This window comes from Sphingomonas phyllosphaerae (assembly GCF_036946485.1).
Taxonomy (GTDB): domain Bacteria; phylum Pseudomonadota; class Alphaproteobacteria; order Sphingomonadales; family Sphingomonadaceae; genus Sphingomonas; species Sphingomonas phyllosphaerae_E.
In genome coordinates this window covers 425,852-450,708 of sequence record NZ_JAQIJA010000005.1, presented here as the reverse complement: position 1 = coordinate 450,708, position 24,857 = coordinate 425,852, and the positions used below count along the sequence as shown (strand labels likewise).

The window sequence follows — 24,857 nt, the reverse complement described above, 5'->3', positions numbered from 1 at the left end:
CATGACGCTGCATCATGGTTTTACCGGCGGTCGCCGGGGTACGGAGCGGTCTCGACGATGACGCCATCCGACTCGTCAACGGTGTTCGTCGTGGGCGGGGAGGCTGGCCGTTCTTCCTGGCACGCAGCCAGCAGCACCGACGCGAGCAGGACGCTCGCGATCGCGATCTTCTTCATGGTCGTTCTCCTTGGTTGTTACGCTGGCCAGCTGACGGCGTTCGCCGCCGCTCGCTTGGCGACCGCCGTGGTCGCGGCCTTGATCGCGGCGCATGTCTTCGCTTCCGCCGCGGCGATCGCCGGCACCTTGTCGGAACTGGCCATGCCCGAGCGGAATCGCTCGATCGCGTTGGTGATCGTCGGCTCTCCGAACGCCGCCGCGTCGGCAAGCGCGTAGCCGAACTTCGCGCGTCGCTGCGCCGCCGTCAGCGCGCCAATCGCGGCGAGGATCGTCACTACCGATCCGCCGAGGCTATCGTAGAAGGAGACCTCAGCCGCCTTCTGCGCATATTCGGCCTTCTTCGCGCCGCCCGCCGAGAGGAAGCCCATCTTCCGCCGCTCGGCCTCGCTCTTGATCAACATCAAAAGCATGGGCTCGATCTTCGCGGGATCCTCGACCCATGCCGCGCCAACGAGCGTGAGCATGTTGGGCTCGGTCCCGGTCGGCAAGACCGGCCCATACTGCGCCCAATCCTTCTGATAGCCGGACAGGCTCTCAACGAACTGGATCTCGCCCGAGGTCTTATGCTTGATCGCGATCGTCACGCCGTGCGCTCCGCATAGAGGCTCAAGCCGACTGCGCTCGAGCCGAACTGGGTCAGCCGGTAAGTCATGGCGCGAACCTCGTACGAGCCGTCGGCTGTCAGCCCGGTGATGGCGTAAGGCCCGGTGCCATTAACGTTCGCGCGGACAATCCGCGTCCCGCCGCCGGCGCCGTCGCCGATCGTGCTGATGCCGCCCTCGGTGCTGGTCACCTGGGAGCCGGGCACATCAATCCAGCTGCCCCCGGCCGGACGGTATTGAACCTTGGACACGAACCGCAGGACGTAATCAGCGGCTGGATCACCTGTCATCTGACCGCTCAGGTTCACCGTCAGCTTGCCCGATGGCGAAGCGTTGATGCCGATCGCGTTGCCGTGCTGGGTGAAGTCGGTCCAGGTCAGCTGCGGCGAGTTGATCGCCAGCCGCGTAGCCACGCTGCCATCTGACCCCTCGCGCACGATCGACGCACCCAGCTGCACGCGCACGGTCTGTCCAGCTGCGGTGACATCAAGCACCGCATAGCCATCCGACGATGTCATGCTGGTGATCCGGAGCGGCCCGGTCGCGACCGTCATGCCGTTCGTCGAGACAATCGCCACCGACGTAACCGGAACGATCGTTCCCGCACGCGTCGCAGACACCCCGACATTGTAGGGGAATTGGCCAGCATACGGAGAGCCATTGGCGTACGCCTGGAACGTTACCGCGTTGGGCTGCAAGGTCACTGCGATCGGCGAGACGCCGTCGCTGCCGTCAGCGCCCCTCACCAGCGACCAAGCGTAGCGCGATGGGTCGGTGCTGTCAGGTTCAGTCTGGTCAGTATAGGTTCCGAGGTAGCGTCGGCCAGTGGGATCGCTCAGGTGGAAGTTGACCGCGCCGTCTGCACTATCGGCATAGGCGATGTGGACGTAGCCCCCTGGGCCAGCCAAGCCGTTAGTGCCATCGATACCGCGCAGCCGTGTCCAACCGTACGATGCTGGGTTGGTGCTGTCTGCGCCTGGGTTCGTGTCCGTGTAGACGCCGATATATGTGCGGCCGCCGGCCGCGCCGGTCGTGAAGTTGACCGTGCCGTCTGAACTATCGGCATAGGCGATGTGGATGGTTTGGCCGTTTGTGCCGTCGATACCGTCTGTACCATCAAGACCGTCGCGCCCATTGCTCCCACGAGCTACGAAATCGATATCGTATAGCCGCCCGTCAGGCGTGGAAAAGCTGCTGTCAAAATAGAAAAGCGCATTAGCGCCGTGATTTATGCGCCTCGCTTCTATGCCATCTAAATAGTAGGCCACCGAAGTTCCGTCATAGGAAACCTGATACTGTGTATCGGTTGAATAGTAGCCAAAATCAGCGCGCGCTTCGCCGTTTTCCCAAATAGAGGATTTTCCGTTATCGCGGATGTACCACGCGTAATCTAGGCTCGTGTATGAAGAATCCGTTGTGGGGTCGGTGTTTAGTCCCGCCATTATCGATCCATTAGTCTGTCCAGCTTTAAAAGATGCGACGGCGCCGCCACGAAACCCGATGGTAGAATAAGCATCGCTGTCCCATTCATTGGCGCCACCATTCTTGATCAACTGGCGCCCAGCGGACACCGCAGCCCCGCGCGTAGCGATGCCGAATGGGGGGCCCTTGTATTCGGACCAAGCATAAACCCCCGGAATGCTGGGCTCGGCTGCCGAAGTACCGGTCGCGAAGCCGACGTATGCTCGGCCGCCAGGCGCTCCGGTCGTGAAATCTACAGTACCGTCCGGTGAGTTGGCATAGGCATAGTACGGGTACCAGGTCTGCCCATCCTTGCCCGGTGTGCCCGGCAAGGCGTCAACGCCGTCCTTGCCGTCCTCACCTGCCTTCGCCAGCACCCGCCAGTAGGCATTGCTCACCGCCGGCAGCGATGGCGGCGGATTGCCCGCGCTCGGCGTCGTGTTGATGTAGACCCAGCTTGAGCCCTGATCTTGGACGACGTGTCCTTCGCGATACGTCGTCGCCAGATCCCACGGCCCCATGTCGACCAGCGTGACCGGGAACGCCGCTTCATCGCGCGTGCCGGTCGTCACCAACGACGGAGTAGGCGGCGGGGTGCCGGTGCGCCCCAGCGCGAACTCGTGCTTGGCCAAAGTCTCGCCACGCATCACGAGCGTGACCCCCATCGTGGCAGGGTCGAGCGAACGGCGAAGCACGACGGCCGGCTGGTTCACTAGGCCAAGCGCGGGGAGGTCGATGTTCAGCAGGTCGCCTGGGCCATATCGGCGCATCCGCGGCTTGCAGGGCAGCTCGATCTCGCCAAGCTCGCGCCGGTCGAGAAGCTCGTAGGCAGCCAGTTGGCGCGCCTGCGTCGGATCCTGCACGAGGTCGTATTGCCGCGACGCCGTGCGAGAACGTTCAGGACGGTCTATACCAAAACGACCTTCTGACGATTGAGGCGGTAGACACCTCATCGTTCGGCGCTCTCGCCGATGGGCAGGCTAGCGACACGATCCTTGCGCACCTCGCCGTTGGAGTGACTTCGGCGCTGCGTTCCTTCTCTCCTCTCGTGCAAGCGCTCGACGAACTTGCCGCTTCAGCTTGGCGAGCCTCGCCTAAGAAGCTGCTCGCCCTTTCGCCAGCAATCGGTGGGCAGATAACGGCTGCTTTCCGAGCCGCGAGAACCGTGAAGGATGGACACGCTCTGTGGTTTCAGGAGCGCAACGACTTGATGGTGCTGTGCAACGCGCCGGGTTCGATGTCGGAAGAGGAGCATGACCAAGCCCTGTCGCGGCTCAGCGAACTCGAGCTTCTTGTCCTCGATACGCCAGCGACTTCGCAAGAAGATCTTCTCGTACAGATGGTACTTGCGACGCAGCTTTCCGCGGAGGGAAGCACCATCGACGAGGATCGGGCAAAACGCCTCGTTGGCCGGTCCATCGCACTCGTAAGCGTGGGGACGCTGGCTGGCACCGCGCTGGAGACGGTCAAGTGAGCACGTGTGCGAACTGTCAGCATTTCGTCGCCGGGGAGCTCGACGCGCGAAAGCCTCCGATCAAAGGCGAGGTGACGATCGGCATCTGCCGGCGTTACCCGCCGCGGCCGGTCAGCGCGACCTATCTCTCCTCCGTCTTCCCGGCAGTGCACAAAGCTCACCTTTGCGGTGAGTACGAGGGCGGGGTGCCACTATGACCGACTGCCGCCGTTGCGCCACCTGCACCTGGTGGCAGCGCATGGGGCCACGGCTCGCGAACGCCAGCCGAGACCCGAGCGCCTCCTTCGAAGAAGGCACCTGTCAGGCCCACGCTCCTGTTGTTCAGGCCGCGCAGACCTTCCCCGTATCGGTTTTCCCGGTGACGCACGAGGATCGCTTCTGCGGCGACTGGAAGGCACGCGACGGCGGCGGTCCCGATGGTGACGAGCGGATCATCGCTTTCCCGCTCACCCCAACGGCGAACAAGGTGGCGGCGTGATGCCGGCGATGTTGACGCGCGACGGGGGAGGGAGGTTCTTATGGCGACCATAGGCGATCTCACACGGCGCCTCACCAAGAAGGCAGAGGCTGGGCGAGGCACCGCGCTCACCAAGGACGACATGCGCTTGCTCGTGACAACGGGGGCGATCGCGCTGCTGCAAAAGGCAGCGAGCAAGGAGTTGCAGGAACTATGCGCGCTTCGGGCCGCGGAAAACCAATCTACCAGCGCGGCGACTTCCGGCTCTATCGTCGTCCCGATCGCGCGAACCTCGAGATCGTCTGGTATGACGCCGAGCGAAAGCGCGAGCGCAGCACGAGTGCGGGCACGTCAGATGACGGGGCGGCCCGCCTAGAAGTCGACCGCCGCTACAACGAGGCAAATGGGCATCGGTATTGCCCAACGTGCGGGCGAGTATACGAAGGAGAGGCGGCACCCCTGCTGGATATCGCAATCAGCGACTATCTCCTGCGTAGCGAGGGTAAGGCGGGCTACAAGGCCACACGCTCCCGGCTTGGGCACGTCATCGACTACCTGGACGCGACCGCCCAGACGGTGACCGTCCCACAGGTCACGCCCGAGTGGATAGATCGCTTTCGAACATGGCTCGCCGCGCGCCCGGTCGCGATCGGAAAGACGGGCACGACCAGGCAGCGCAGCCTCAGCCATGTAGAAGGCTGCGTCCTCCAGCTCGCCGCAGCGATCAATGACACGCCAGGGCAGGTCGCGCAGTTCAAGCCGGTCCAAGCCAGAACCGTTGCCGCCTCACCGCAATTCCGAGCCAGTGTGCCGGAGCTCGCTGCCATGTTCCGGTACTGCCTTGAGCCTGGCGGGACGCTCAAAGAGAAGGCGCAGCGGCTGAAGGAGCGCGCGACGCTGCTCGCCTATCTGCGCGCCGCTGTAGCGACGTGGGCGCGTCCGGAAGAGATCTACGATCTGGGGCCGGGCCAGTGGCTTCCGGCCGCGCAGGTGCTTAACCTCAATCCACCCGGACGCCGGCAGACGCGAAAGTACCGGGGCACGATCCCGATCCCGCCGCAGTTTGCGCCGTTCCTGGACGGGCTCACTGGTCCTTACCTATCGGCGGCCCCGCGTTCCTCTTGGGAGAAAATGCGGGTCGCGATCGGATTACCATCTGACCGCGGGCAGGCTGGTGCCAAGCTAATCCGTCGCTCGATGGCGACGCTTGTGCGAAAGCGCATTGGCGAGGCGAATTGGCGGCAGGGGGAAATGATGCTTGGACACGTCAAGGCATCGATCAGCGATATCTATGCCATACCGGATCCGGCGAACTTGGGCTTGGCGCTAGCAGCAACCGGCGAAATTATTTGCGAAATAGCGGCGTTGGTTCCCGAGGCTTACGATGAAGCGTTGAGGCATTAAATCTTATAAGTTCTTGAACAACCCTAGCTGCCATTTGCCCCGCAACAATATCCAAAGATATACGCGCACCAAGCCTTCGTTTGATCTCGCAACCATGCGCTGTTTTCTACTGTCCCGAACTTTGCGAGCTGCTTGAAATCAATTTCGTACGATCGACAGAAGGCGATGATTTTTCCAGAGGTCGTCCTCAGTCGGGAGCCGACTTGCATCGACGAACAAATGTCGAGTAACGCCGTAGCAACCACTCACGAAATCCATTTGATCAAGCCACTCGAAGAAGGCTCGCTCATCCGCGTCGTGGTAGTACAGGACATCGGTCGCAACGATCTGAAGGGCTTCTGACATTCGCTCCGGTTGCCGGCAAAGCCGGCCGTCCGCAATGTCGCTGACTGGTGAGAAGTGGAGCCACCGCTTTTGGGAGAACCGGTGGCGTTAGCTGGCATAGCGTGGCACCGCCTTTCCCGACAGCGTTTGATTTTCGAGGATCTTTCGGTGGGAAGTGCTATGCCAGTTCTGTGTCTGAAGCACCCCTAAGCAGCCGTTCGATGGCAAACGCCACCCTCGCGCTAGCTTTCGGCCAAAGGCGTCCAAATGTTTTAAGTCGGCTATCCCGCCGACGCCGAAATAAGGTCTCGGTTGCGTGCACCTCAGTAACATAATGGCGCACGGACGTTGTCGGAAGGCTGAGGCTTTGCTCCGGAAGGGATCGTTCCTCCTAATCGCCCTGACGCCTTGGACCGGCGATGCTGACGCCCTCCAGGTTAATGGCTCGTCGCGTGATGAGATCGTCGTGACTGGGCGCCGTGAGAAGCCGCCCCGCCGCCCTAAAGATTCCTATGACACCCACAGCATCAACAGTTTAAACGCCTCTACCGTCGGGGAAATTATTAATAAGTTGGAGCGTCGCCTAGGCGGGCGGCCTTTCTCGATCGTGGTGAATGGTCGCCGGTTAACAAACATCTCAGACATAAATGAGTTGCCGTCTGAAGCGCTTCAACAGGTTGACATCCTTGATCGCGCGCAAGCGGGTGCATACGGATTAACGCCTCAAAATGATGTGCTTAACCTGACGTTCAAGCCAAAGTTCGTGTCCGCTTCGGGTGAGACGAGAATTAAGCAGCCGACAGAAGGTAGCGCGACAAGTGCATCGGCAGCCTTGCGGTCAGCTAAAATCATTAAGGAGCAGCGCTTCAACGCCGCTTTGTCGATCCAGAACACCGACGCGTTGATCGCAGCCAACCGGCAAAGCCTTTTCTCGACAGGTCAACGAGACCCCCTCCTGAACTATCGAAGCTTGCTTCCTTCGAGTCGATCGGTGACGCTGACCGGCGGCATGACCGTCCCAATCGGATCGATCAGCACCAGTTTGTCCGGTTCTGCCAGCGTCGTTACCTCACGCCAGACCACGCGATTTTTTCGCTACGATGGCAAGGCTGTCAGCGCCGGCGAAGCATCGAAGGTTCGCGGAATCATCGACGAGAGCCGCAATCAATCCTATCAGTTCGGCGCAACAGTATACGGCAATCTCGGTCGGGCGTCGTGGGCACTGGAACTGGGGGCAAACATCTTAGAAAGGCGCAACGCCAGCCTTGTCTCCGAACGTATTGTTGATGTTGTAGATTCGGCAGTAGTCCATTCTTTACCAATCCTGTTGGAGCCGCTGAATATAAGAAGTTCTTTCACCAACCTGACTGCGGGATTGTCTGGCAATGCGGCTCTTGTCTCACTGCCCGCTGGCCAGATCACCGGGAATTTCCGACTGTCGGGTACGACGCAACGGCTGCGCGCATCTTCGGGGACAAAAGACGTTGGAACCGGTGATTCTGACCAGTCACGGTCTCAACATCATATTGGCGTAGACATTCCCCTTACCAATTCTACGCGGAGCATCATAGGGCGAACAGCATTAACTGTGAATGGAGACTACGAGCACGTCAGCGGTGTAGGTGGATTACCAGGCTACGACCTTACGTTTTTGTGGCAACCTGCTGCATGGGTTTCGTTCAACGCGGGCCGTGCCGTGACAAAAACGCGGCCGCCGCTCGGCAACAGCCAAGAGCCTACAATTGTCACTCCTGGGGTGCTCGTTGCCGATGCACTTACGGGGGAATATATTCTTGTAACGCGAATCTCGGGCAGAGCGCCCGGCTTGCGGTTTAGCACGATGTCCGAACAGTCGCTTCGCCTAACGTTGAACAGCACCATCAGGCGGGTGCAAATTTCGGCGACGATCGAACATCTCGCGTCGAACGTCGCAAGCCCGCTCATTGTATCTGCTTACCCGACCCTCCTGTTTCAACGTCTTTTCCCAACCCGGTTTGCAAGGGATTCTGCTGGCCGGCTCACTACGATAGACGCACGCCCCTTCAACGGCGAAGAGGAACGCAGGAACGTGCTCCGGCCAAACCTCCATGCGACTGGAGCCTTAGCGGGTGAGAATGGCACGTGGGACTTAAGCGCTGCACATGAGTGGATCCTGAGTGACACCCTTGTTGTGGAGCCAGGTGGCAAGCCAATCAACCTGCTCGCTACGCCGCTCGATGGCGTGCAAGGAACAACCCGCCATCGCCTCACAATCGATCTGGCGATGTCGTACAAGCGGCTGAACGTTCAGCTTGGAGGACGATGGCGCGCCGCCGCGGATAGCGCAGCTGTGGCATCAGACGCGCCAGATCGCGTGCAATATGGCGCGTTGTGGACGGTCGATGGCGAGATGTCATTCAACTTTCGAATCGGAAGATCAGGACGTGAAAACGCGGAAAAGACGCTTCGGCTTTGGCTCTCCGTCGAAAATGTCTTCAACCGGCGGCAGCGGGTCAATGATGGTAGCGGACAGGTCCCGGTTGCGTTCCAGAAGGCCTTCCTTGATCCGCTTGGCCGCAGCATAACCCTTCGGCTGAGCAGAACTTTTTGATGCCGATCCAACGCCCGAAATCCTGAACTCACCAGAAACGCGGTGAGTGCCTAACTGGAGATCATAGCGTCGGGTGGCAATAAGTCGCGCCCGACAAGCCTATGCAGGCCGGATGAGGCGAGAGCTTCAACGGTCGCTTGGGCACAAGACGCTGTTGTTCGCCGCCGATCAAACTCGCTCAATCTTCGCCCGCTGCGGCGAAAACTAAGGCGCCGAGCGACCGAATTTCTCGCTTGGCTACGCGGCACCAACCGCGTTCGCTGCTGGGCTGGAACACCAACGGGCGAGGTATACCCCGCCCGTTGTCAGATTCGCTCTCATCCGCAACAATAGCAATTTGCCTTAAGCTGCGACCCTTTGAAGATGATAGCGCAGTTGCCTGAATGCTATGGTCTTAAAAGCTTAAATAGCGTGCTAGACACAAGCTCAGGTTCCTTTTGCCTTTATCTAGCCACCCACTTGATGCGTGACGGCGGAACACTCACGCAGTTGGTGCAAACTATTCCGTTGAGGGACCCAACTGTCGTAATTGGTGGCGCAAGGGGAGGGCTAGGATTCTCTGCCCCCACCCAAATTGGACATTCGCTCTGAACCCGCACAATGTAGCTTGCGTCATCGATACCAGGATTGCGCTTCGCAACCTTGTATAGACATTCGTTATCATAGCGCTGTCCATCAATGAAGCTTTGCGCTTGAGCAGCTTTCGAGGTGAACGGAGAAGCTGAAAATGCCACGACCGAGAGTGCGGTCGATATTTTCATTATCTTGACGAAATCGGTCAAAACGATCCTCCTTATTTAATTATTTGCTTAGCAAATGACGGCTGATAGAAAAATCAAGCCGCCAATGCAGCCGCAGCACTATTGGCGCAGGCTGCCCGCGTTTTGTCTACCAACTAGGTTATGAACCTAAATTTACGGTCGTGAGCAAAATACGGGAGCATCGAGCGTGGCTTCAAAAAAACTTTGCGTAAAGCAGCGGTCGTAACGGGTAGCAATGCGGCGCTAGCCTTTTAGACGGTTTCAGTGCGGCTACGCCGCCGATTACGCCGTCTGATACACGTGACCGATTCGTTGGCCAGACCGCTTAGCCAAGGCAGCGAGCGCGGCACCTTGAGTTGCAAAGCATCTCTCCAGTCAGTCGGCATTGTAAGCTCGCGCGCCGAGCAGTGCTGGCGCACCGGTGTAGTCGCTGTGCCTAGGAGCGCGAAAAACCGCATAGGACTGCCGGGCTGGCGATTGGCATCGGCTCGGATCAGGCTGGCGTCGACCGCAAACCCTTCGCCGCCACCAAGCCTTCGGTCATGCAGCGTGCGACCGTCGTCTCGAACAACCGGTGCAACTGGTCACTGTCGCGAAAGCGTCCGCGCCGGTTCTTCGAGAAGGTCGAATGGTCGGGCACATCGCCCTCCAGCCCAACCGGCAGAACCCGCGATAGGCCAGGTTCAGATGAACTTCGTCGCATAGCCGCCGCTCGGACCGGTTACCCATGCAATAGCCGATGATGAGCATCCGGATCATCAGCTCCGGATCGATCGAGGGGCGACCCGTTTCACTGTAGAAGTGTTTCAGCTCCTCGCGATGCCCGACAGATCCACGAACCGGTCTATCGAGCGCAGCAAACGGTCCGCCGGCACGTGCCGCTCGAGGTTGAAGCTGTAGAACAGCGCCTCCTGGGCTACCATCCGCTCGCCGATCATCGGCCCGTCTCCGCTCACCTCGCGAAGATTGAAACAGATCAGCGACACTACTGCAAGACGGCCTTTTTCAACACAATCTGGCGCAAGCGGAATATCTGCTTCTGGCGATTAGCCGCCGTTCCGGCCGAGCGAGTCGACCACTCCCGCAGGAATTGCGATCACAGCCAATGCAATCACGCTCCATGCGACAAGCCTAAGTGGGCGGCGCTTCGTAATGCCGGTTCGAAGAGATAAGGCGGCGATCGCCGATAAGGTGATGAGTACAGGGCCGAAGTAGATCAGCTTGATGGAGTTGTCCGGGTTGCGCGGAAGAACGTTCAATCCCTCGGCAAGAGCCCACATGACGGTGGCAAACGCCCCAAGCGCTATCGTTCCGTCTGCGATCTGCCTCTTCAACGAGCGAATAGGTCCGCCCGCGTCAGCGAGGCATTTTTGCTCGGCCCGAAATAGCTTTGCGCTCTCATCCACACCGTCGTTGTCGCACCTCCCCCGCGATGTCTGCAAGTGGGCGGAAGCGGTCGTCGATCATCGAAGGCAACGGGAGGCGGGGCGAGCATGCGGGTAACGACCGTTATTGAAGCGCAAACGCGCTTTTCACCGCAGTCTCACCGCAGCACCTCAGCAGGTGGCAATCGGAAAATGGCAGAAAAGCTTGGAGCGGGTGAAGGGAATCGAACCCTCGTCGTAAGCTTGGGAAGCTTCTGCTCTACCATTGAGCTACACCCGCAAATCAACGACTTAGCGCCGATCTGGCCGCCGTGGATGCTCCGGTTTTCCGTTCCGGTGGCAAACCCGCGTGCGATACGAAGGCCGAGTGCCACAGTCCGGGCGTGGTCGTCAACGTAGATCGTGCGGATTCACCCGACCTCATCGGTTGACGAGCGGCGCCGTGAGATGAAGCAGGCCGTCGGCAGCGCGTCATGCCCATGTCCCGCCACACCCATGAAGCCGGAATCTGCCGCCATCCCGCGTTCGGCCACGATGCCGCCGTTGCGAAATCCCGGAATTAATTCTAACCGCTTGTGGGGGTTAAAGGGTTCATAATGCTTCGCGACACCATAAAGGGGGCTGATCTCGCGCGCGTCATCGCGTGCTCGGCAGTCTTCATCCATCATCTTGCTTTTTCGGTGCGCAAGCCGGATCTTCCCGTCGGACTGTTGACTGTTCTGGATTGGGCCGAAAAGGGCAAGTTCGGCGTGTCGGTGTTCTTTGTGCTGAGCGGCTTCTTGCTGGCATTGCCGTTCTGGAGAAGATCGGACGCGGCGCGAACCTTCGACATGCGTTATTACGCTATCATGAGGATAGCGCGCATCGTTCCGGCGACGTGGGTCTGTCTCATCGTCAGTGTTGCTGTCGGCATCTTCTATCTTGGCTATTTCAACGACTGGACGATCCTGAGGCTGATGTCCGGCTTCGCTTTCGTCAGTGCGTGGCACTGGCTGACTTTCTTTCCAACCGATTCCAACGGACCTCTCTGGTCACTGTCGATGGAGGTGTCGTCCTACATCTTCATGCCGGCCGCTTTCCTGGCCTTTCGCGCGGTCGCACCGGGGCTGCTGCGCGGATGGCGGGGGCGGTATGTCTGGTCGGCGGTCATCCTGGCGGCGCTGTTGCTCCATGCCGTCGCTTACGAATGGCTACCCAAGGCCGACGTCGCCACGGCCGCTCGATATGAGGTTGCCGAGACGGCCGTCAGTTGGTTCCCGACCTATAATGCGTTCGGGTTCTTCGCGATGTTCGCGATCGGCACGCTGGCGGCCGGGGTGCAGACGGCGCCGCGGGAGAAAGTCGGATATGCGGCCGCGGTGCGGGCGATCCTGGTCTTGGGTGTTGGCGCGCTTGTGCCGTTCGTGGTGTTCAGGCTGATCGCCGCGCCCTTTGCCGTGCCGACCCCGCCCTTTGCCTTTCCGAAGCTGCCTATCGCCGTCGCCATGTTCCTGGTGGTTGTACAACATGTCGATTTCGGGCGACTGATCGACAACAAGATTATCGAGAAATTCGCCCAATTGTCATTCGGCGTCTACATCTGGCAGCAACTCGTCCTCACCTTCGTCACTGCCGCGATCGATACGCAACAGGTCGATAGTCTTTTGCGCTGCGGGATCATCGCTACCGTCTCGTTCTCGATGACCATCGCCATCGCGTGGGTAAGCTATCGATATTTCGAGGAGCCGGTTCTGGAACGCGCACGCACCTGGGCGCGGCGCGGCGTGCAGCGGCAAGGCTGACGCCCCGCTCGTCATCGCCCGACCGATTGCGCCGCATCTCCGGGCGCGGTCGATCTGTGAAGGGCCAGCGCTGGCCGTCTTGCGCGCTACGGCCGACCCTGCGGCCCATCCTCGAGCGTGTCGAGGATGGGCCGCAGGGTTGCGTCGTCAGTCGAGGTCGCTGTTGCCATGGCCGTGACCGACCGTCACCTTCGCGCCGGTGTCCGCGCCGCGGCCGCCAGCCGTTTCCCACCAATAAGGCAGGCGCTTGCGGTTGCCGGTCGCGACTTCGTTGAGCGTCGCGGCCTCATACAGGCGACCGCCGAGCATCACGCGGCTGATCTTGTCGCTGTTGCGGATGTCGGCGGTGGGATCGGCGTCGAGCACCACCAAATCGGCGAGCTTGCCGGGTTCCAGCGAGCCGACGTCCTTCTGGTAACCGAGCGAGGTCGCCGACGCGATCGTGCCGGCGCGCAGCGCTTCGATCGGGGTCATTCCGCCGCGCACGAAGCTCCACAGCTCCCAATGCGCGCCGAGCCCCGGTTGCTGGCCATGCGCGCCGATGGCGACAGGTATGCCCTTGTCGGCGAGCTTCTTGGCCTCGCGGGCGGTGGCGCCGTCGACATAATCCTCCTCGGGCGCGATCGGGCGGCGGGCGTTCTGCGCCGCCAGCAAGGCGGGCGGGGCATGGCGGGTGAGCAACGGGTGCCGCCACACGTCGCTGTGCGCGCGCCAGTACGGATCGCCCGCGAGCCCGCCATAGGCGACGACCAAGGTCGGGGTGTAGCCGACCGTGGTCTGCGCCCAGAGGCTGAGCACGTCATTGTAGAAATGCTCGAGCGGAACATTGTGCTCGAGCGTCGAATTGCCGTCCGACACCAGGGTCATGTCGAGCGTGTAGAGCGAACCGCCCTCGGGCACGACCTCCATCCCCTCGGCCTGCGCGGCAGCGACGACCATCTGGCGCTGTTCGCGACGCGGCTGGTTGTAGTTCTTGACGCTATGCGCGCCCTGCGCCTTCAGCCGGCGGACGATCGACAAGGCATCGTCATAGCTGTCGATCTGCGCATAGACGTCGGGGCTCTTCGCGCCATAGATCACCTCGCCGGTCGAGAAGGTGCGCGGCGCGAGCACCAGCCCGGCGGCTTGCATCTCGGCGGCGGGGAAGATCTCCGCTGAGCGCGATGACGGATCGTGGACGGTGGTGGTGCCGAGCGCGAGATTGGCCATCGCCGACCAGTTCTGCTGCGGGACCAGCTCGTCGTCGCCCTGCGGGCCGTGCGCGTGCGCGTCGACGAAGCCGGGGACGATCGTCTTGCCGCTGACGTCGACGGTTGTCGCACCGGCCGGCACCGGCACCGACGCGCGCGACCCGACCGCGACGATCCGGTCGCCGCGGATCAGCACCGTGGCGTTATCGATGATCCCGCCATCGGCCCCCGCCATCGTCACGACGCGCGCGCCGGTGAGCGCAACCGTCGCGGTCGGCTTGGCGGCGGCGACGTCCATCGACAGCGACACGCCGGTGCGCGGCGCCACGAATTTGGCGGCGTCCTCGTCCGCCGGCGCGGCGCGGAACAAGGCGGCGGTGTCGGCAGAGTAGAGCGTCGGGCCGGCGCTCCAGTGGAGGCGCTTGCCGTTGTCGGACCAGTTGATGAAGTCGGCGCCGTCCGCGCTGACCCGCGTCACCGGCAGCGCGCCCGACTTGGCGTCGACCTCGACCGCCTGCGTGCCGGGCATCAGCGGCATCACGAACGCTTCGTAGTTCTGGCGGAAGGCGACGTAGTCGCCGGCCGGCGAGATCTGGAAGTCGTTGACCAGCTCGCCCGCGGCATGGACGCGGCGGTTCTCGCCCGACAGGTCGGTGCTGACCAGCTGGCGCTTGTTGCCCTCGTTGACGATCAGGAAGACGCGGTCGCTGGCGAGGCCGAATTGCGGCGACGCGGCGTCCTTCGCGACCCGCACCGGCGCGCCGCCGGTCGCCGCCACGCGATAGACGCCGGTGCCGGAATTGCCGCGCGGCGCGGTCAGCTCGCCGCCTTCGCCCTGTTCGAAGACGATCGTCCTGCCGTCGGGCGAGAAGCGCGGGCGGCGGTAATGGCCGGCCACCGTCGTCACCGCCTTCGCCGCGCCGCCGCCCGCCGCGACGGTGCGAATCTGGCCGAGCCCGGCGTCGGTCCAGCCGGTGAAGACGATCGTGCGCCCGTCACGCGACCAGCTCGGCCACAGCTCCAGCTCGTCGGTGGCGCGCGTCAGCCGCCTGGGTGCGCCGCCCGCTAGCGGCTTGATCCAGAGCTTGCCGAGCGTCTCGAACACCACCTGTTTGCCGTCCGGCGAGACGGTCGCCCAGCGCGTCGCCTTGGTCATGAAGCGCGCGGGCGCGACCTCGACCTGCGGGTGCGCGGCCTCGGCGATCACGCGCGTGTCGTCGATGCGGAACGGGATCACGCTCGCCGAACCGCCATCGACTCCGACGCGGTGCAGCTTGCCGCCCGACCAGAAGACGATTGCCTTGTCATCGGCGGTCCAGCTCATGTTCGGGTAGACGCCGGTGACCGCCCACGTCTCCTGTACGTCGCGATCGAGCGGGCCGTAGACGATCCGCTCGACGCCGGTGGCGAGGTCCTTCACCCACAATTTCGTGACATTGTCGTCGCGGCGGACGAAGGCAATCATCTTGCCGTCGCGCGACGGGGTGGGGCGCACCGAGCCGCCGACGCCGCTGACCGCGGTCGTTACCTCGCCGCTGTCGATGTCATAACGTTCGATGTCGAACAGGTCGGTGCGCGAGTTCTGCGCATATTCGAAGATCGGCCCCGACGAGACGTTGCGCGTGTAATAGATGCTCTTGCCGTCGGGCGCGTAGATCGGCTCGCCCAGTTCCTTCTGCAGCACCTCGCTGGCGCGCTTGACGAGCTGCACCCCGCCGCCGCCCGAGACATGGTAGAGCCACACCTCGCCGGTGCCGAGCGAGCGGCCGGTGGTGAAATGCTTCTTGGCGGCGATGAAACGACCGTCCGGGCTCCACGTCGGCTGGTTGAGGAGGCGGAAGTCTTCCTTGGTCACCTGCCGCTTGTCGCTGCCGTCGACGTTCATCACCCAGATGTTGTCGCCCCCGCCGCGATCGGAGGTGAAGGCGATCCGCCGGCCATCGGGGGAGAAGCGCGGCTGATGCTCGAACGCCAGCCCCTCGGCGATGCGCGTCGGCGTGCCGCCTGCGATCGGCATCGTATAGATGTCGCCGAGCAGGTCGAAGGCGATCGTCCGCCCGTCCGGCGAGACGTCGACGTTCATCCAGCTGCCTTCGTCGGTTGCGATCCGGACCTGCTTCGTGCGCAGCCCGCGCGGGGCGTTGACGTCCCATTTCGCCGGCTTGGCGTCCTTTGCGCCCGCCGCCGCGGTCGCCGGGGCGGGGGGCGGCAGGGTTCCGGCGGGATCGGGCGTCGGTGCGGTCGCCTCGTTCTCGGGCAACTGGGTCTGTTCGACCGGCTTGTCCTGCGCGGCGAGCGGCGCGGCGAGCAGGCACAAGGCAACGGCGGTCATGGCACGAAAGGTCACGATGATGAGAATCCCCTGTCTTCGTCGACATCGTGCCGCGATCCGCACGGCGCGTCACGCCCAAATCGCCGCGATCGTTTGCGTCGATCGGTGGCGCCGAGAAAGTGAGCGGGGTCATAAAATGGATCAGCGCTAATGGGATAGAACCATGACTAGGATGGCGGGTAGTTCTTTCCGGGAAAACCGTGTGCCTTCACGATTGCCGCTTCATCGTTTCGGAGAATTCCTGCCGCTGTCCGAGGCGGAGATCGAGCGCGTCCAGGCGCTGGGCGAGCCGCCCGTCGCGCTAGCCCGCCATGCCGTGCTGCGCCGCGAGGGCGAGCCGCCGCGCTACATCTACCTTCTGCTCAGCGGGTGGGTGGGCGCGTCGGTGCTGCTGCCCGGTGGCGAGCGCCAGATCGTCAAATTCCACCTCCCCGGCGACATGTTGGGGACGCCCAGCATGTGCCTGGCGCAGGCCGCCGACACGCTGACCGCGCTGACGCCGGTCACGGTCAGCCGCGTGTCGCTGCAGGCGTTCGGCGCGCTGTTCGCCAGTTCGCCGCGCTTCGCCGCCGCCATGTTCCTGAGCGTGCAGCGTGAGCGCGTCGCGCTGATGGATCGGCTGGCCGCGATCGGGCGCACGCCGGCGATCGCGCGGGTCGCCGCGCTCTTGCTCGACGTCCAGGAACGGCTGCGCCCGTTGGGGATGGCCGGAGACGAGGGTTTCGACATGCCGCTGACGCAGGAGCAGATCGGTGACCATCTCGGGCTGACCGCGGTGCACGTGAACCGCGTCTTCCGCCAGATGGCCGACACCGGGCTCGTCGCGCGGGACCGGCAGCGGATCGTGCTGCTCGATCCGGCACGCCTCCGCTCCATGTCGGCGCGGCAACAGCGCACCACGACCCCGGACGCTGGCTGGATCCTGGGAGAGGGAGGCGCCGACGCGCCGTAGTTAACCGCTTCTTCGTCAACCGCGGCTATCCGGCGTGCCATCGATCGGGACGATGGGACGAAAGCAGGCGTGGCGATTTTCTACGATGCCAGCGGGCGACGCGCCCGACGGGTGCGCGTTGCGCTGGGCGTGGCGGTGGCCGTGCCGATGTTGCTCGCCGTGTTGCTGATCGCAGCGATCGTGCGCCCGATCACGGCGACTCAGCCGCGCTTTTCTCTCCCCGATGCGCCGCGCGCTGCAACATCGGCCCCCGCGCGCGACGTCACGCCGGGCGCTTGGCTGCCCCCGAAGAGCGGCGCGGCGCTGACCGGCGGAACGATGGGCTTCTACATGCCGTGGGATGCGCCGTCGCGGCAATCGCTGGCGGCGCATGTCGGCGAGCTGGAGTGGCTTGTCCCCGGGCTGGCGACGGTCACCGGCGAGGCGCATCGCTTCGTCGCGGAGGACGATCCGTACATGCGGCAGGTGCTGGCGCGTGCCGCGCGTCGGCCGCGTCTCCTGCCGATGGTGCAGAACGCCGCTGAGGACGGGAGCTGGGACGGCGCCGGCACCGCCGCGCTGCTGGCCGACGGTCCGGCACGCGCGCGGTTCGCGGACCAGATCGTCGCGCTGGTCGCGCGCGAAGGCGGCGCGGGCGTGATGCTCGACCTCGAAAGCCTGCCCGCGCGCGCGCACCGCGACTATCGTGCTTTCCTTGGCGAGCTGCGCGCACGCTTCGCCCCGCGCGGCTGGACGGTCGCGCTGGCCGTGCCGGTCGCCGATCCGGCGTGGGATTTGCGCGCCTATGCCGCGGCGGCCGACCGGCTGGTGTTGATGGCCTATGACGAACATTGGATGGGCGGGGCGGCGGGGCCGATCGCATCGCAGCCGTGGTTCGCCCGCGTCGTCGCGCAAGCGGTGGCGCAGGCCGGCGCGGACAAGGCGATCGTGGCGATCGGCAGCTATGCCTATGACTGGCAGGGGCGCACCACCGAGCCGCTCGCCATTCCCGAGGCGCTGGCGCTGGCGGCGCAGGCCGGGGCGGTGCCGCAGTTCGACGCCGCGAGCGGCAATACGCATTTCGCCTATGACCGCGCGGGGCAGCACCATGAGGTGTGGATGCTCGACGCGCCCAGCGCCGCGAACCAGATGGCGGTGGTGCGGCGCACCGGGGCGGCCGGGGTCGCCTTGTGGCGGCTGGGGAGCGAAGACCCGTCGGTGTGGCGCGCGTTGTCCGGCGCGGCGCGGCCCGATCTGCGCATGATGCCGGTCGCGACCGGGATCACCGTGCGCGGACAGGGCGAGATCATGCGCATGAGCGCCGAGGCGGCTCCCGGCGAACGCGCCGTCACGTGGCGCGACGGGCTGATCCGCGCGGCCCGCTTCGTGCGCCTGCCGCAGCCGGACACGGTGGAGCGCACCGGTGCGCATCGCCGGCAGATCGCGCTGACCTTCGACGATGGCCCGGACCCGGCCTGGACGCCGAAGATCCTGGACGTGCTGGCGCGCGAGAAGGCGCCTGCCACCTTCTTCGTTACCGGCACCAACGCGCTGGGACAGGGCACGCTGCTGCGGCGGATCGTCGCGCAGGGCAGCGAACTGGGCAACCACTCGACCTCGCATGCCGATCTGTCGCGGCGATCCGAGCGCGCGATCGCGCTGGAGCTGAAGACGACCGAGCGGATCGTCGAAGCCTATACCGGCCGCGCGATGACGCTGTTCCGCCCGCCGTTCCTCGGCGACGCCGATCCCGATCGCCGCGACGAGCTGCACGCGACGCGGGTCGCGGCGCGGCTGGGGTATCTGACCGTCGGTCTCAACGTCGATCCGCTCGACTGGCAGGGGCCGAAGGCCGACGTCATCGCGCAGCGCGTGATCGCGCAGGTCGCGGCGGGTACCGCCGAGCGCCCGGCGCAGATCGTGCTGCTCCACGATTCGGGCGGCGACCGGACCGAGACGATCAAGGCGTTGCCGCTCATCATTCGCGGTCTGCGGGCGCGCGGTTATGATTTCGTGCCTGTCTCGACGCTTGCCCGGCTCTCGCCCGCCACCGTCATGCCCGAATTGCGCGGTCATGCGGCCGCCGATGCGGCGGGGACGCGCGGGCTGTTCGACGGACTGGCGTGGCTGCGCGACGCCGGGGCGGTGCTGTTCGCGGTGGTGATCGCGATCGGTATGGCGCGTGCGCTGGCGCTGACCGGGCTGGCGCTGTGGCGGCGGCGGCGCGAGACGGTGCCGGACAATGCACCGCATCTGGTGCCGACGTTCGTGTCGGTGCTGATCCCCGCGTTCAACGAGGCGCGGGTGATCGAGGCGTCGGTGCGCCGCATCCTCGCCAGCACCGGACCGCGCATCGAGGTGATCGTGATCGATGACGGCTCGACCGACGGCACCAGCGACGTCGTGCAGGCGGCGTTCGGGATCGACCCGCGCGTCCGACTGCTGACGCTGGAGAACGGCGGCAAGGCGCGCGCGCTCAACACCGCTTTGGCGCAGGCGCGCGGCGACGTGGTGATCGCGCTCGACGCCGATACGCAGTTCGAAGCCGACACGATCGCCAAGCTGACGCACTGGTTCGCCGATCCGCGCATCGGCGCGGTGGCGGGGAATGCCAAGGTCGGCAATCGCACCAACGTCATCACGCGCTGGCAGGCGCTGGAATATGTCACCGCACAGAATCTCGAGCGGCGTGCGCTGCTGTCGCTCGGCGCGGTGACGGTGGTGCCGGGCGCGGTCGGCGCGTGGCGGCGCACCGCGCTCGACGCGGTCGGCGGGTATCCGGAGGATACGCTCGCCGAGGACCAGGACCTGACGATCGCGGTGCAGCGCGCCGGATGGCAGGTCGCGTGCGACAATGATGCGATCGCCTGGACCGAGGCGCCCGAGACGGTGCGTGCGCTGTTCAAGCAACGCTTCCGCTGGGCGTTCGGAACGCTGCAATGCCTGTGGAAGCATCGCGGCGCGCTCGGGCGGCACGGCGGGCTGGGGCGGATCGGGCTGCCGCAGGCATTGGTCTTCCAGTTCCTGTTCACGCTCGCGGCACCGTTGATCGACGTCGCGTTGCTGCTCGGGGTCGGCGGGACCGCGTGGCGGGTCCATGATCGCGGCTGGGACGCGGCGGGCGGCGATGCGCTGACCGTGGTCGCGTTCTGGGCGGCGTTCGCGGTGGTCGATCTGGCGTGCGGGTGGATCGCCTATCGCCTCGACGGGCGCGAGGCACGCTTTCCGGGTATCCGCCTGTTGATGCAGCGGTTCGGCTATCGGCAATTGCTCTACGCGGTGGTGTTGCGCGCGCTGTACGTCGCGGCGACCGGGCCGAAGGTCGGCTGGGGCAAGCTGGAGCGGACCGGCGGCGTCGCGGTGAACGACACGGGTGCGGCGACGCCGGAACCGCTGCGCGCGGCGGCGTGACCGCACCGGCGAATGTTGCGAATGTTGAGACGCTGGCGGGGTGAATGTTGAGGATCGACGGCGGCATCATAAGGGCGTGATGCCGGATGTGGGACGATGTAGGACAGACCTTCGCCGGGCTGGCGCGGTCGGCAAAATGCGGTAGCGTGGCTGACCTGATCCCTGTCGGAGCGTGCCCTTATGTCGTTGTTATCTGCCCTGTTCGTCCTCGCTGCCGCCGCGCAGGGCGAGCATGTCGCGATCCAAGCGTCCGACATCGATCGCAGCGCGACCTTCTATCACGAGGCGTTCGGGCTCCAGCTCATCAAGCAGCCGCTGCCCAACCGCCGCTGGATCGATCTCGGCAACGGTTTCGCGATGCACATCCTCGACGGGCGGACCGCGCCCAAGCCGTCGAACATCAACGAGCATGTCGCCATCCACGTCGACGATCTGGCGAGCGTGACCGCGTGGCTCGACGCGCACAAGCGGCCGTGGACCGATCTTGCCGGTAAGCCGCGCACGATGCAGACGCGCTTCGACGGCGTGCGGCAGATCTATACGCAGGACCCAGATGGCTATTGGCTGGAGGTCAGCGACAGCCGCGGGGTGGCGGCGAAGGGGTAGGCACAGGATCGTCATTGCGAGCGTAGCGAAGCAATCCAGGGCGTCCTGATCCGGCTCTGGATTGCTTCGCTACGCTCGCAATGACGAGTTAGACGATCGCGTGCGGGACGAAGCGGGCGAGGTCGCGGGTGATCGGGCCGTCGTCTTCGCGGATCGACAGCGCGGCCGGTTCGTCGCCGACGATCCATGAGCCGATCACCGCATGTTGGCCGTCGAAGACCGGGAGCGGGCTGAGCGCCTGAACGATATGGCCTTCCTCGCCATAGCCGCCGTCGGGACCGCGATCCTCCGCCGTGCCGTCGTGGAGTTCGATGTCCCAGCCCTCGCGCGAAAACAGTGGCTTGCGCACGAAGCGGTCGCCGATCTCACCCACGCTCGCCGCATCGTCGGCGAAGGCGGCGGGGAGGAGATTGGGGTGGCCGCGGTGGCGTTCCCAAAGCAGCGGAAGGATGCCCTTATTTGAAAGGATCGCCTTCCATGCCGGTTCGAGGAACAGCGTCTTCGTCGCGGGCAGGTGCGCGGCATAGGGCTCGCGCAGCATGTCCTCCCACGGATACAGCTTGAAAAGCGCTGCGATCAGGACATTTTCCTCGTCGACAAACTGGCCGTCTTCATCGACACCGATCCGGTCGATCGCAACGAACGCCGGGTCGAGCCCGGCCTGCCGCGCGGTATCCTCAAGGTAGCGGACGGTCTGCCGGTCTTCCTCGTGATCGGCGACGCTGGCGAAATGCAGGACACTTCCGGGGGTCAGCAGCGCGCCGAAGCGGGCGACCAAGGCGTCGTGGAGGCGGTTGTACTGGTCGGCGTCGGGCGGGAGGGTGTTGTCGGCGATGCGGTCTTCGAGCCATTGCCATTGGAAGAGGGCGGTCTCGTAGAGGCTCGTCGGGGTATCGGCGTTATATTCCAGCAGCTTGGCCGGGCCGGTGCCGTCATAGGCGAAGTCGAAGCGGCCGTAGAGCGAGGGGGCGTTGGCCCTCCACGACGCGGCGACGACGTCGCGCATCGCCTCTGGGATCGCAAGTCGTTGCATCAAATGATCGCTTGCGACCACCTCGGTGGCCAGATCGAGGCACATTTGATGCAATTCGGCGCTCGGCGTTTCGATCCCGCGCTCGATTTCGTCGAGCGAGAAGCGGTAATAGGCGCGTTCGTCCCAGTAACGCTGACCCTCCATGTGGTGGAAGGTGAAGCCCATCGATCGGGCGGTCTCCTCCCATCCGGCGCGTTCCCCGGTGACGATGCGTTCCACGGGAGATCAGCCGCCGGATTTGTCGTCGAGCCGTTTCGCCTCGCCGCCGTCGCGGGGGGCGGACAGGCGCGCTAGGATGTCGTCGGCGCTCGATGCGCCCGGCAACAGCCCGGCACGCTCCAGCTTGGCGTCGAGATCGGCGCCAGTGCGCATGTCCTCCAGCTCGGCGGCGGCGCGGAACTTCTCCTCGCGCACCGCCTGCCGCTCCTTGAGCCGGGCGAGGCTGTCGGCCGCCGAGCCGAGCTGCGACTGCGCGCCGTGCGTGTTGCTGGCGATCTGCGCCTGCGCCTGCTGGACGCTTTCGTTGGCGCGGACGACGTCGACCTCGCGACGCAGCGCCTCGATCTTGCCGTCGCCCTGCTTGATGATCCCGCGCATCCGGTCCTCGGCGGTGCGCATGTCGGCGACCTGCGGGGTCTTGGCGTTCAGCTCGCGCTCGATCTGCGCCAGCCGCTCGGCGACCTCGCGCGCGAGGTCCATGTCGCCGCGGCCCATCGCGGCGCGCGCCGACGCCTCGTATTTGTCGCGCTGCGTCGAAAGCTGCTCGATGTCCTTTTCGATCAGCCGGCGCTTGGCGGTGACGGTGGCGAGATCGTCGCGCGCCTTGGCCTGCGCCGTCCCTGCGTCGCGGAGCTGCTGGTCGAGGATCGTCAGCGCGCGCGCGTCGACCACCGACTGGCCCGCCTCATGCGCGGTGCCGCGGATCAGCGTGACGAATTGCTTCCACATCGACATCGGTCAGTATTCCTCAGGCAGCGGCGAAGGCGTGGCGCAGATCGGCGGCGGCATCCAGCGCGTTATGCGCCAGCACGCGCAATTCGATCAGGATCGTGCGCAGCGTCGATTCAATCGAAAGCTCGCCGATCAGCTCGTAATATTCACGCCCGTCGACCTCGGTGATCGCGAAATTGGAGAGCGGAACCAGCTTCTGCGCCTTGAGCAGGAAGTGGTTGAAGGCGGCGGGGTCGTCCATCTCGGCGACCGGCCACAACAGGCTGGAGACGACGATCTGCTCGCCCGCGACGCTCAGGAACACCGCGAGATCGCCGTGCTCGTGCATCGTGACGCGCAGCACGTCGCCGACGCGCTCGACGCTGACTTCCGCGGCATGATCGCCGGCGCCCAGCGCCTCGGCCAGCCGCCCGATCGTCCACACCCGTGCCGTATCGTCCACGCTCTTCGTCCTCTCGGTATGCTTGACACTCCAAGCATAAGCCCGCAGCCTTTGGCAAGGTGGATGGGCTGACGGGAACGCGCGCGACATGATCTTCGGCAGCCTGTTCGGCGGCGGACGCGACGAAGCGCGCAGCGCGGTGGCGGTGGTGCGCGACGTGACGATCGGACGGATGGTGCGGCTCGACGCGCTGGCGTGGCGGCGGCTGGCCGGCGGCACCTTCACGCTCGACCGCGACACGCTGGAGATCACCGCGCAGGGGATCATCAAGCTCGACGACGGCGGCGGCTATGTCCATCGTTTCTACACCGATGACGAATTGATGCTGCAGGCGGTCAGCCAGCAGCCTGACGGGTCGGACGCCGACGACTTCACGCTGTTCCGGCCGTGGTCGTCGACCTATGCGACCGGCGGGTGGGACGATGCGGCGTTCCGCGACCGGCTGAGCCAGCCGGTGTGGAACGAGGCCGGGCTGCCGCCCTTCCGCCGCTTCTGGTATGACGGCGACGAACGGGTGCAGCCGCCGGTGCAATTGTGGGAAGCGCTTTACTATGAGCGCGACGGGGACCCGGTGAAGCATATCCGCCAGCAATGTATGCTGTACGTCCGCGATCTGGCGCCGGAGGGGCAGGAGTTGTTGCTCGCGCTGTCGGCGCGGCCGGAGGGGGGCGATACGACGCACGACATCATGATCGGGCTGCCGCTGTCGCCGGCGGAGTTCAGTGCGTAGCGCTTATCTGCCGTTCACACTGAGCTTGTCGACGTGCGTGTTTCCGGTGTTCCGCCTGCCGCACGTGCTTCGACAGGCTCAGCACGAACGGGGTGGATGATGTGAGTTTGTCTGCGTCCTGCGCCAAGGTGCCCGTCATTGCGAGCGTAGCGAAGCAATCCAGTGCCGGACCAGGACGCCCAGGATTGCTTCGCTACGCTCGCAATGACGATGAAGCCGCAGGCCGGTTTGACGGTGAGGTTGCAGTCAAGGGCGAACCCTTCCATCGTCGCCCCGGACTTGATCCGGGGCCCCGCTTCTTCTCCGCGGGCGTGGAAGAAGAAGCGGGATCCCGGATCAAGTCCGGGATGACGTGAGGGCCGGAACACCGATCGCATGGGAAAAGGGGAGCACGTATGTTCGACACGACCGCCTTTCTGTTCGGGGCCGGGCATTTCCTGATCGCCTTTGCGATCGCGTGCCTGTTCCTCGCGATCTTCAAATGGCTGTATCAGGTCTCGACGCCCTATGACGAACGGCGGCTGGTCGCGGAGGGCAATATGGCCGCCGCGATCACCTTCGGCGGGGCGATCGTCGGGTTCGCGCTGCCGCTCGCCTCGGCGTTGGAGGTGACCGCCGATCCGCTGGAGTTCGTGGCATGGGGCGTGCTGGCGGGGGTGATCCAGGTGGTGGCGTCGCTGGTGGTGCGGCGGATCGTGATCCGCGATCTGGTGGCGCGGATCGAAACCGGCAATGTCGCGAGCGCGGTGTATATGGCGGCGACGTCGATCGCGGTCGGGCTGCTCAACGCCGCCTGCATGAGCTATTGAGGCCGA

Annotated in this window: 20 protein-coding genes, 1 tRNA gene and 1 pseudogene; 10 read left to right on the top strand and 12 right to left on the bottom strand. The window is 64.5% G+C overall.

Annotated elements, in window-relative coordinates; translation table 11 throughout:
- Positions 1-20 precede the first annotated feature (20 nt).
- Genes PGN16_RS10715 through PGN16_RS10705 form a run of 3 tightly spaced genes read right to left on the bottom strand, consistent with a single transcriptional unit; the run spans position 21 to position 3,103 of the window.
- Positions 21-176, bottom strand: coding sequence for a hypothetical protein (locus PGN16_RS10715; RefSeq protein WP_335309385.1), 156 nt, complete (start codon positions 174-176; stop codon positions 21-23).
- Between the two features lie 18 nt (positions 177-194).
- The gene (locus tag PGN16_RS10710) at positions 195-761 is read right to left on the bottom strand and encodes a hypothetical protein (RefSeq protein ID WP_335309384.1); all 567 of its coding nucleotides are present in this window, start codon (positions 759-761) and stop codon (positions 195-197) included.
- Positions 758-3,103: a hypothetical protein gene (locus PGN16_RS10705; protein WP_335309383.1), complete on the bottom strand. Its 2,346-nt coding sequence runs from the start codon at positions 3,101-3,103 to the stop codon at positions 758-760. The genes PGN16_RS10710 and PGN16_RS10705 overlap by 4 nt, the downstream gene beginning before the upstream one ends.
- 152 nt (positions 3,104-3,255) lie before the next feature.
- Between PGN16_RS10705 and PGN16_RS10700 the strand changes: the two genes are divergently transcribed.
- From PGN16_RS10700 to PGN16_RS10685, 4 genes are all read left to right on the top strand, one after another.
- A complete protein-coding gene (locus PGN16_RS10700) occupies positions 3,256-3,714 on the top strand; it encodes a hypothetical protein (protein ID WP_335309382.1) in 459 nt (152 codons plus the stop codon).
- Between the two features lie 193 nt (positions 3,715-3,907).
- Positions 3,908-4,192, top strand: a complete 285-nt coding sequence (locus tag PGN16_RS10695; protein WP_335309380.1) for a hypothetical protein — start codon at positions 3,908-3,910, stop codon at positions 4,190-4,192.
- A 192-nt stretch (positions 4,193-4,384) separates the two neighbouring features.
- Positions 4,385-5,575 carry a hypothetical protein gene (locus PGN16_RS10690; RefSeq protein ID WP_335309379.1) on the top strand — a complete coding sequence of 397 codons (1,191 nt, stop codon included), beginning with the start codon at positions 4,385-4,387 and terminating at the stop codon, positions 5,573-5,575.
- Between the two features lie 658 nt (positions 5,576-6,233).
- Positions 6,234-8,489, top strand: a complete 2,256-nt coding sequence (locus PGN16_RS10685; protein ID WP_335309378.1) for a hypothetical protein — start codon at positions 6,234-6,236, stop codon at positions 8,487-8,489.
- 443 nt (positions 8,490-8,932) lie between these two features.
- Here PGN16_RS10685 and PGN16_RS10680 read toward each other — a convergent pair whose 3' ends face one another.
- The 5 genes and pseudogenes from PGN16_RS10680 to PGN16_RS10660 form a co-directional block, all read right to left on the bottom strand.
- Positions 8,933-9,271, bottom strand: coding sequence for a hypothetical protein (locus PGN16_RS10680; RefSeq protein WP_335309377.1), 339 nt, complete (start codon positions 9,269-9,271; stop codon positions 8,933-8,935).
- A 472-nt stretch (positions 9,272-9,743) separates the two neighbouring features.
- Positions 9,744-9,979, bottom strand: a pseudogene (locus PGN16_RS10675) (transposase).
- Positions 9,980-10,056: 77 nt separating this feature from the next.
- Positions 10,057-10,236, bottom strand: a complete 180-nt coding sequence (locus PGN16_RS10670) for a hypothetical protein (protein ID WP_335309376.1) — start codon at positions 10,234-10,236, stop codon at positions 10,057-10,059.
- Between the two features lie 60 nt (positions 10,237-10,296).
- A complete protein-coding gene (locus tag PGN16_RS10665) occupies positions 10,297-10,530 on the bottom strand; it encodes a hypothetical protein (RefSeq protein WP_335309375.1) in 234 nt (77 codons plus the stop codon).
- Positions 10,531-10,841: 311 nt separating this feature from the next.
- A tRNA-Gly gene (locus PGN16_RS10660) sits at positions 10,842-10,915 on the bottom strand.
- Between the two features lie 316 nt (positions 10,916-11,231).
- Between PGN16_RS10660 and PGN16_RS10655 the strand changes: the two genes are divergently transcribed.
- Positions 11,232-12,416, top strand: coding sequence for an acyltransferase family protein (locus PGN16_RS10655; protein WP_335309374.1), 1,185 nt, complete (start codon positions 11,232-11,234; stop codon positions 12,414-12,416).
- A 147-nt stretch (positions 12,417-12,563) separates the two neighbouring features.
- Here PGN16_RS10655 and PGN16_RS10650 read toward each other — a convergent pair whose 3' ends face one another.
- A complete protein-coding gene (locus tag PGN16_RS10650; RefSeq protein WP_335310322.1) occupies positions 12,564-15,938 on the bottom strand; it encodes an amidohydrolase family protein in 3,375 nt (1,124 codons plus the stop codon).
- A 214-nt stretch (positions 15,939-16,152) separates the two neighbouring features.
- On the opposite strand from PGN16_RS10650, the gene PGN16_RS10645 reads away from it, so the two are divergent.
- The 3 genes from PGN16_RS10645 (at position 16,153) to PGN16_RS10635 (ending at position 20,886) form a co-directional block, all read left to right on the top strand.
- Positions 16,153-16,890, top strand: coding sequence for a Crp/Fnr family transcriptional regulator (locus PGN16_RS10645; protein WP_335309373.1), 738 nt, complete (start codon positions 16,153-16,155; stop codon positions 16,888-16,890).
- Between the two features lie 69 nt (positions 16,891-16,959).
- Positions 16,960-20,280: a glycosyltransferase gene (locus tag PGN16_RS10640; RefSeq protein WP_335309372.1), complete on the top strand. Its 3,321-nt coding sequence runs from the start codon at positions 16,960-16,962 to the stop codon at positions 20,278-20,280.
- A gap of 180 nt (positions 20,281-20,460) precedes the next feature.
- Complete coding sequence (locus PGN16_RS10635; protein WP_335309371.1) at positions 20,461-20,886, top strand: VOC family protein; 426 nt, start codon at positions 20,461-20,463, stop codon at positions 20,884-20,886.
- Between the two features lie 88 nt (positions 20,887-20,974).
- Here PGN16_RS10635 and PGN16_RS10630 read toward each other — a convergent pair whose 3' ends face one another.
- The 3 genes from PGN16_RS10630 to PGN16_RS10620 are packed head-to-tail and all read right to left on the bottom strand — an operon-like array spanning position 20,975 to position 23,312.
- A complete protein-coding gene (locus PGN16_RS10630) occupies positions 20,975-22,138 on the bottom strand; it encodes a glutathionylspermidine synthase family protein (RefSeq protein ID WP_335309370.1) in 1,164 nt (387 codons plus the stop codon).
- A gap of 6 nt (positions 22,139-22,144) precedes the next feature.
- Positions 22,145-22,873: a PspA/IM30 family protein gene (locus PGN16_RS10625; protein WP_335309369.1), complete on the bottom strand. Its 729-nt coding sequence runs from the start codon at positions 22,871-22,873 to the stop codon at positions 22,145-22,147.
- A gap of 13 nt (positions 22,874-22,886) precedes the next feature.
- Entirely contained in the window at positions 22,887-23,312 is a 426-nt protein-coding gene (locus PGN16_RS10620; RefSeq protein ID WP_335309368.1) for a YjfI family protein, read from the bottom strand.
- Positions 23,313-23,400: 88 nt separating this feature from the next.
- Here PGN16_RS10620 and PGN16_RS10615 point away from each other — a divergent pair, with 88 nt between their 5' ends.
- Both PGN16_RS10615 and PGN16_RS10610 read left to right on the top strand, forming a co-directional pair.
- Positions 23,401-24,042, top strand: coding sequence for a DUF2491 family protein (locus tag PGN16_RS10615; protein WP_335309367.1), 642 nt, complete (start codon positions 23,401-23,403; stop codon positions 24,040-24,042).
- Between the two features lie 395 nt (positions 24,043-24,437).
- Complete coding sequence (locus PGN16_RS10610) at positions 24,438-24,851, top strand: DUF350 domain-containing protein (RefSeq protein ID WP_335309366.1); 414 nt, start codon at positions 24,438-24,440, stop codon at positions 24,849-24,851.
- Positions 24,852-24,857: the final 6 nt, after the last annotated feature.